This is a genomic window from Microbacterium sp. 69-10 (genome assembly GCF_001897945.1).
Lineage (GTDB): Bacteria > Actinomycetota > Actinomycetes > Actinomycetales > Microbacteriaceae > Microbacterium.
In genome coordinates, this window is sequence record NZ_MKRT01000018.1 from 32884 (window position 1) to 39269 (window position 6386).

10 protein-coding genes and 1 pseudogene are annotated in these 6386 nt (G+C 69.1%); 8 read left to right on the forward strand and 3 right to left on the reverse strand.

Annotation, left to right across the window (positions count from 1 at the left end):
• Window positions 1–6 precede the first annotated feature (6 nt).
• A pseudogene (locus BGN97_RS06980) lies at window positions 7–444 on the forward strand (cation diffusion facilitator family transporter); the annotation flags it as partial.
• A 25-nt stretch (window positions 445–469) separates the two neighbouring features.
• Here BGN97_RS06980 and BGN97_RS06985 read toward each other — a convergent pair.
• A complete protein-coding gene (locus BGN97_RS06985) occupies window positions 470–1102 on the reverse strand; it encodes a TetR/AcrR family transcriptional regulator (RefSeq protein WP_292699311.1) in 633 nt (210 codons plus the stop codon).
• 110 nt (window positions 1103–1212) lie between these two features.
• On the opposite strand from BGN97_RS06985, the gene BGN97_RS06990 reads away from it, so the two are divergent.
• Both BGN97_RS06990 and BGN97_RS06995 read left to right on the forward strand, forming a co-directional pair.
• Entirely contained in the window at window positions 1213–1758 is a 546-nt protein-coding gene (locus BGN97_RS06990; protein WP_292699313.1) for a dihydrofolate reductase family protein, read from the forward strand.
• A 20-nt stretch (window positions 1759–1778) separates the two neighbouring features.
• Complete coding sequence (locus tag BGN97_RS06995) at window positions 1779–2084, forward strand: YciI family protein (protein ID WP_292699314.1); 306 nt, start codon at window positions 1779–1781, stop codon at window positions 2082–2084.
• Window positions 2085–2093: 9 nt separating this feature from the next.
• Here the strand turns inward: BGN97_RS06995 and BGN97_RS07000 are convergent, their stop codons facing one another.
• Complete coding sequence (locus tag BGN97_RS07000) at window positions 2094–2747, reverse strand: hypothetical protein (protein WP_292699317.1); 654 nt, start codon at window positions 2745–2747, stop codon at window positions 2094–2096.
• Window positions 2744–2887 (reverse strand): hypothetical protein, encoded by a 144-nt coding sequence (locus BGN97_RS07005; protein ID WP_292699319.1) that lies wholly within the window; start codon window positions 2885–2887, stop codon window positions 2744–2746. Before BGN97_RS07005 ends, BGN97_RS07000 begins: the two co-directional genes overlap by 4 nt.
• On the opposite strand from BGN97_RS07005, the gene BGN97_RS07010 reads away from it, so the two are divergent.
• The 5 genes from BGN97_RS07010 to BGN97_RS07030 form a co-directional block, all read left to right on the forward strand.
• Window positions 2886–3164, forward strand: coding sequence for a hypothetical protein (locus tag BGN97_RS07010; protein ID WP_292699321.1), 279 nt, complete (start codon window positions 2886–2888; stop codon window positions 3162–3164). The genes BGN97_RS07005 and BGN97_RS07010 overlap by 2 nt on opposite strands.
• An 85-nt stretch (window positions 3165–3249) precedes the next feature.
• On the forward strand, window positions 3250–3903 hold the full coding sequence (folE, locus tag BGN97_RS07015) for a GTP cyclohydrolase I FolE (RefSeq protein WP_292699324.1): 654 nt from the start codon (window positions 3250–3252) through the stop codon (window positions 3901–3903).
• 48 nt (window positions 3904–3951) lie between these two features.
• On the forward strand, window positions 3952–5106 hold the full coding sequence (locus BGN97_RS07020) for an FAD-dependent oxidoreductase (protein WP_292699327.1): 1155 nt from the start codon (window positions 3952–3954) through the stop codon (window positions 5104–5106).
• Window positions 5107–5162: 56 nt separating this feature from the next.
• A complete protein-coding gene (folP, locus tag BGN97_RS07025) occupies window positions 5163–6041 on the forward strand; it encodes a dihydropteroate synthase (RefSeq protein WP_292699599.1) in 879 nt (292 codons plus the stop codon).
• Window positions 6034–6386, forward strand: a 353-nt coding sequence (locus BGN97_RS07030) for a dihydrofolate reductase family protein (protein WP_292699330.1), incomplete at its 3' end; no start/stop codon positions are given. The genes folP and BGN97_RS07030, both read left to right, overlap by 8 nt.

Genomic DNA, 6386 nt, shown 5'->3' on the forward strand with positions numbered 1-6386 from the left:
CCCGCACGTCGCATCGGATCCGCCGCGCTCGTCGCCGACGGCGTGCACGCCCGCACCGACGGCTTCACCTCGCTGGCCGTCGTGATCGGCGGGATCGGCGTGCTGCTCGGCTTCCCCCTGGCCGATCCGATCATCGGCCTGATCATCTCGGCGGCGATCTTCGTGCTGCTGATCGGCACGGTCCGCAGCGTCGGCCGGCGTCTGCTCGACGGCGTCGAGCCCGAGCTCGTCGACCGCGCGCAGCACGCGCTGGAGCACGTCGACGGCCTGATCGACGTCGAGCGCCTCCGCCTGCGCTGGGTGGGCCACCGACTGCAGGGAGACGCCGTGGTGCGGGTCGAGTCCGGGCATCCGGATGCCGCGGATGCTGCGGAGCGCAGCGTGCGCGAGCACCTGCCCAACGTGGACGACTTCCTGGTGCGTGTGCGCGTCGCAGCTGCCTAGCCGGCCAGGCGGCTGATGAGTACGGTCACGCCTGCGCGGCTTCGCACCGCGCGACGATCGTCTGCACGGCATGAGCGACGACCTCGCGCTTCTCGTCTGCGCTGAGCTCCCATCCGCCGTGCAGCAGCCTCGGCCAGAAGACCACGGTCGCGATCATGCCGAGGAACTGGGCCGCGATGACGTCGCGAGGCGGTGCATCCGCGCCGTCCGCGTACCAGGTTCCCTCAAGAAGGCGGTTCAGCGCAGTGAGCACGGGAAGCGATCCGAAGTCGAAGGTGCGCTCCCGCAGTTCAGGGAACTGCGGGGACTCTGCGATCACGATGCGTAGCAGTTCTGCCATGCCGGGGCGATCCAGGAGGGCGACGTACGCGTCTCCGACGACCTGGAGGCCGGTGCGGAGATCGACGTCGGATGGGACGGTGAACTCGGAGCCGGGCAACCTGCCTCCGACGTCCAGGACGGTCGCCTCGAACAGTTCGGCTTTCGTGGGGAACTGCTTGAACAGCGTCGCCTTGGACACGCCGGCGTCGGCCGCGATGCGGGCGAGCGAAGTGCGGTCGTAGCCGAATTGCAGGAAGGCTCCTGCGGCGGCCGTCAGGATGGTCGCTCGGTTCTCGGCGGCGATCCGGCGGTGGTATGCCGATGTCCCACGCGTCATATGTCGAGTATCTCATGAGGTGAGTCGCTTGACTTGCCTCGACAGTGCAGGTTATCTTAATGGTGAGTCGAGCGACTCGCCATTAGATGACGATCGAGCGGAGCGAAAGCATGTCGAGAGTGATGATCCACGCCACGGTGACGGTCGACGGGTTCATGGCGGACCTGGACGGCGGGATCGACTGGGGGTTCGGGCTGCCCTCCGCGCCTGAAGACGGTGAACTCGTGCGGCGAGTCTGCGAGGAGATCGGCGCCGTCGTCGGAGGGGCGAACAAGACTCAGACCATCGAGGATGGTGAGATTCCCTACGGCGGCGCATTGCAGGTTCCTGTCTACCTCATGACCCACACGGAGCATGAGCCGGTCGAGAGGGACGGGCCCACCTTCACCTTCGTCGTGGACGACATCCGAAAGGCCGTCCGACTCGCGCAACAGGACGCGGGAGACAAGTGGGTGAGCCTTCTTGGAGGACAGATCGGCCGGCAGTGCCTTGCGCTCGGTCTTGTCGATGAGATCCAGCTGCATGTCGTGCCTGTCGTGCTCGGGAAGGGCATCCCGCTCCTCGCGGGCCTCGAGTCTCAACTGCGGCTGGAGCGTCTGGAGACCGAGGCGCACGCGGCAGAGGTGCACCTGCGATATCGCGTGCTCGCTGTCTGAGTGGGCCTTACGCTGATCCCATGAGTGAAGCAGTCGAATACCTCATCACCGCGTTGGACGGCACCGACGCTGCCGCGCCCGATCGTCGTCTCGCCGTGCGCGAGGAGCACCTGGCCGGCGCGCAGAAGCTCGCCGAACGCGGTGAGCTGCTCAGCGGCGGAGCCATCCTGGACGACGGCGGACGGATGATCGGCTCTTCCATGCATGTCGCTTTCGCCGACGAGGCGGCATTCCGCGCCTGGTACGACGCCGAGCCGTACATCCTCGGCGGGGTGTGGCAGGACATCAGCATCCGGCCGATGAGGATCTTCCGACCCGCGCTCTGACCGCGGCGTTCAGCCCTGCCGGGTAGGCGCGCTCATGCCCAGGAGCAGCTCGGGCAGCGTGTGCTTGATGTACGACGACTCCGCGAACGACTGCTCGTTGCGGCCCGACATGATCCACGACTCGAACGAGCGCTCATAGGTGAGGATCACGACGCGCACGCCGAGCGCCGGTGACCACGTGAACCGGTGGTGGATGCGCGAGAGCAGCAGTTCGAACGCCTCGAGCATGGTCGGGAGGAACGCGCGCTCCGATGCGAGCACCTCCTCGCTGTGCGCGCCGGTCGACGCCGCGAGCAGCCGCACCCGCAGGCGGATGTTCAGCGAGCTCCAGTCCAGAGGACGGGCGTCCGCCAGGGCCACTGCGAGGGCGTGCGGAAGCTCCTCGTCCGTGTGCTGAGCGGGGTCGAACCTCTCCGCAGCCGCGCGGACCCGCTGAGCGATCTCCTCGAGCAGCTCGTCGTCCACGGCTCGCAGCAGGTCGCGGTCGGTGGGGAACAGGGTGCGGAACGCGCCATCGCTCAGGCCTGCGTCCTCACGCAGCTCGGCGGTGAGTTCGGAGAGGGCGCCGTTCCACGTCGGCAGCTTGATGCGCGCGAGCGTGATCACGCGCGCCCGGCCCGCCCGTCGGGTCGCCTCGATTCGGGGGCTGGCTTCCGCGGTCATCCTGGCATCCGTCCTTCGTGCTCGGGCGGCGGCATCCGCTCGGGGGAGCCGCCGTGCAGGCGCACGGCGGCGACTGTCAGCGTACCGCCGCACTCCGACCCCTGGATGCCGCGCGCCTCTCCGGCTAGGGTCGGCGTCATGACGGAGAAGCAGAACCTGCAGGGCCGCCGGTGGCTGCTCGGCATCACGCTGATGGCCGCCGAGCAGGCGTCCAGGGTCCTCGAGGTGTGCGCGTCGGTCGAGGGCGATGACGCAGCGCTCAACCGTGCACTGTGCGAGGAATTCGACATCAATCCGATCGACGCCGAGGTGGTGCTCTCGCTGCAGGTGCGACGGTTCACCCCGGCCTCGATCGCGCGGATGCGCTCGGAGCTCGCCGAGATGGAGAGACGGATCGAACTGGTCGAGGAGCACTGACCCTCCCGATTCTAAAAAAGAAAAGACTTGCACTTAGAAGTCGATCGGGTGTCTGATGGAGGAGGAGAGGCACAGGAGGTCGGCGATGACGATGACGGCGATGCAGGACGATGATGCGCTGGAGCTGCGGACGGATGCACCGCAGCGGGTCCGGATCGAGGCCGCGTCGCGGCCCGTGGACCTGGATGCCGCAGAGGAGGCCGGCCGGCTGTTCCTGAAGGCGCTCGGCATCGATCCGGATGCCGCGGATGCCCTGGATCTGGCGCGCACGCCGCGCCGCTTCGCCGAGGCCTACGCGGAGCTGCTGCAGCCGGAGCCCTTCGACTTAACCACCTTCGCGAACTCCGAGGGCTACGACGAGCTCGTGCTGATCCGCGACATCCCCGTGCGCTCGATCTGCGAGCACCATCTGCTGCCGTTCACCGGCGTCGCGCACGTCGCCTACCTGCCCGCCGACCGCGTGGTCGGGCTCTCGAAGATCCCGCGGATGGTCGATCACTACGCGCGTCGGCCGCAGACGCAGGAGCGGCTGACCGTGCAGATCGCCGACGCCCTGGCCGCACGGCTCCAGCCCCGCGGCATCGGCGTGGTCGTCGAGGCGACGCACACCTGCATGACCCTGCGCGGCGCGCGCGCCACCGGATCGAAGACGTCGACCTCGGCCCTGCGGGGCCTGCTGCGGGACGACCCGCGCTCCCGCTCCGAGTTCCTCGCGCTCGCCGCGGACCGCGCGCGCTGATCGCCAGCATCCGCGACGCAGACACAGCACCATCGGGAAGGAAAGAAGATGACCATCGCAATCGTCGGGGGAGGCCTTGCCGCCGCCACCGCAGCAACGGAACTGCGTGAGAAGGGCTACGACGGCGACGTCGTGATCTACTCCGCCGAGGATCACCTGCCCTACGAGCGTCCGCCGCTGTCGAAGGAGGTGCTGCTCGGCAGCAAGCAGGTCGAGGAGGCGCAGGTGCACGACAGCGCCTGGTACGCCGACAACCACGTTCAGCTCGAGCGCGGTGTGAAGGTGGTGTCGATCGACCCGGCGGCGCACACGCTGCGCGCCGAGCCGATCGCGGGTGGGGAGAGCACCGGTGTTGAAAGCACAGTGCACTCCTACGACAGGCTGCTGCTCGCCACCGGCGCCTCGCCCCGGCACTTCCCGGCGGCCGACAAGGTGTCCGATCCGGTCTACCTGCGCACCGTCGAGGACAACGCTCGCCTGCTGGAGGCACTCAAGCCCGGTGCGAAGGTGCTCATCGTCGGTGCCGGCTGGATCGGGCTGGAGGTGGCATCCGCCGCACGCCAGAAGGGCGCCGAGGTGACGATCTACGAGGTCGCCGACCTGCCGCTGGTCGCCGTCCTCGGCCCCGAGGTCGCGCGGCTGTTCGCCGACCTGCACCGCGCGCACGGCGTGGATCTGCGCCTGAGCACTCCCGTGGATGAGGCCGCGATGGCGGGGGCCGACCTCGTCGTGGTCGGAATCGGGGCGGTCCCCAACACCGAGCTCGCCGAGCAGGCGGGCCTCGACGTCGATCACGGCGTGCTGGTCGACGAGACGCTGCGCACCTCCGACCCGGACATCTACGCCGTCGGCGACATCGCCTCGCAGCAGCATCCGGTGCTCGGCCGGCGCATCCGCGTGGAGCACTGGGACACGGCGATCGAGCAGGGCAAGGTCGCCGCGCACAACCTGGCCGGAGCATCCGAGCAGTACACGCACCTGCCGTACTTCTTCACCGATCAGTACGATCTGGGCATGGAGTACTTCGGCAGCGTCGGCCCGGAGGGGTACGACCGCGTCGACATCGAGGGCGACACCGACGTCGCGAACGGTGGCGCGTTCCGCGCCTACTGGGTCAAGGACGGCACGGTCCGCGCGGCCATGCACGCCAACGACTGGGACGCCTCCGACGCGGTCCGGGACAGCATCGGCACGGCTCGATGACGGCGGCCAGCGCGGCGTCCGCCGTCGGAGCGGAAGCCGGCACGGCCGGCGACCGGATGCTGCGCCGCATCGGCATCCGCGACTTCGACTTCTCCCGTCAGGTGGCCGTGATGGCCGTCATCAACCGGACTCCCGACTCGTTCTACGACAAGGGTGCGACCTTCGCGCTGGACCGGGCCGTGGAGAGCGCGCTGCGCGCTGGCGACCAGGGCGCGGACTGGGTCGACATCGGCGGCGTGCCGTTCGGACGCGGGCCGGTGGTGACGACCGCGGAGGAGATCGACCGGGTGGCGCCGGTCGTGGCGGCGATCACGGCCGCCCGGCCCGAACTGGTCATCTCCGTCGACACCAACAACGCCGAGGTGGCCGCCGCCGCGATCGATGCCGGCGCCGCGGTGATCAACGACACCAGCGGCCTGGGCGATCCGCGCATGGCCGACGTCGTCGCTCGCAGTCAGGCGCATGTCGTGATCACGCACAGCGTCGGTCCGCCGCGCGCCGAGAAGCCCGCCGCGCACTACGACGACGTGGTCGGCGAGGTGCGCTCCTTCCTGGTCGAGCGGATGGCGCGGGCCGAGGCCGCTGGCGTGCCGCACGAGCGACTGATCATCGACCCGGGTCACGACCTCGACAAGAACACGCTGCACACCCTGGAGATCACCCGGCGGCTGGACGAGATCGCCTCGATCGAGGCGCCGCTGCTGGTCGCGGTGTCGAACAAGGACTTCATCGGCGAGTCGATCGACCGGCCGCAGGGCGAGCGGCTGCCCGGATCATTGGCGGCCATGACCGCGTGCATCCTGAAGGGCGCGCGGATCGTGCGCATGCACGACATCCCGCAGACCGTCGATGCCGTGCGCATGACCGAGGCCATCCTGGGCTGGCGTCAGCCGGTGCGGCTCGAGCACAACACACATCCGACGCACAATGTCTGACATCGATGTTCTCTGGCCTGCGCCCGCCACCGACCTCGACGACGCGGCACTGCTCGCCCTCAACGCGTTCCCGGCTGATCGCCCCTGGCTGCGGGTCAACTTCATCTCCAGCATCGACGGTGCGGCGACCAGGAACGGACTCTCCGGCGGACTCGGCGACGACGCGGATCATCGCCTGTTCGATCTGCTGCGCCGGCCCGCCGACGTCGTGCTGGTCGGGGCGGGCACGCTGCGCGACGAGGGATACGGCGGTCTGCGGGTCGACGAGGCGTCGGTCGCGTGGCGCACGGATGCCGGGATGCCACCGCATCCGGTGCTCGCCATGATCAGCCGCAGCCTGTCCCT

What these genes read in the sequence shown, in the direction of transcription:
- BGN97_RS06985 (WP_292699311.1), bottom strand. Translation starts at nt 1,102, where the DNA reads ATGACGCGTGGGACATCGGCATACCACCGCCGGATCGCCGCCGAGAAC.
- BGN97_RS06990 (WP_292699313.1), top strand. Translation starts at nt 1,213, where the DNA reads ATGTCGAGAGTGATGATCCACGCCACGGTGACGGTCGACGGGTTCATG.
- BGN97_RS06995 (WP_292699314.1), top strand. Translation starts at nt 1,779, where the DNA reads ATGAGTGAAGCAGTCGAATACCTCATCACCGCGTTGGACGGCACCGAC.
- BGN97_RS07000 (WP_292699317.1), bottom strand. Translation starts at nt 2,747, where the DNA reads ATGACCGCGGAAGCCAGCCCCCGAATCGAGGCGACCCGACGGGCGGGC.
- BGN97_RS07010 (WP_292699321.1), top strand. Translation starts at nt 2,886, where the DNA reads ATGACGGAGAAGCAGAACCTGCAGGGCCGCCGGTGGCTGCTCGGCATC.
- BGN97_RS07005 (WP_292699319.1), bottom strand. Translation starts at nt 2,887, where the DNA reads ATGACGCCGACCCTAGCCGGAGAGGCGCGCGGCATCCAGGGGTCGGAG.
- folE (WP_292699324.1), top strand. Translation starts at nt 3,250, where the DNA reads ATGACGATGACGGCGATGCAGGACGATGATGCGCTGGAGCTGCGGACG.
- BGN97_RS07020 (WP_292699327.1), top strand. Translation starts at nt 3,952, where the DNA reads ATGACCATCGCAATCGTCGGGGGAGGCCTTGCCGCCGCCACCGCAGCA.
- folP (WP_292699599.1), top strand. Translation starts at nt 5,163, where the DNA reads ATGCTGCGCCGCATCGGCATCCGCGACTTCGACTTCTCCCGTCAGGTG.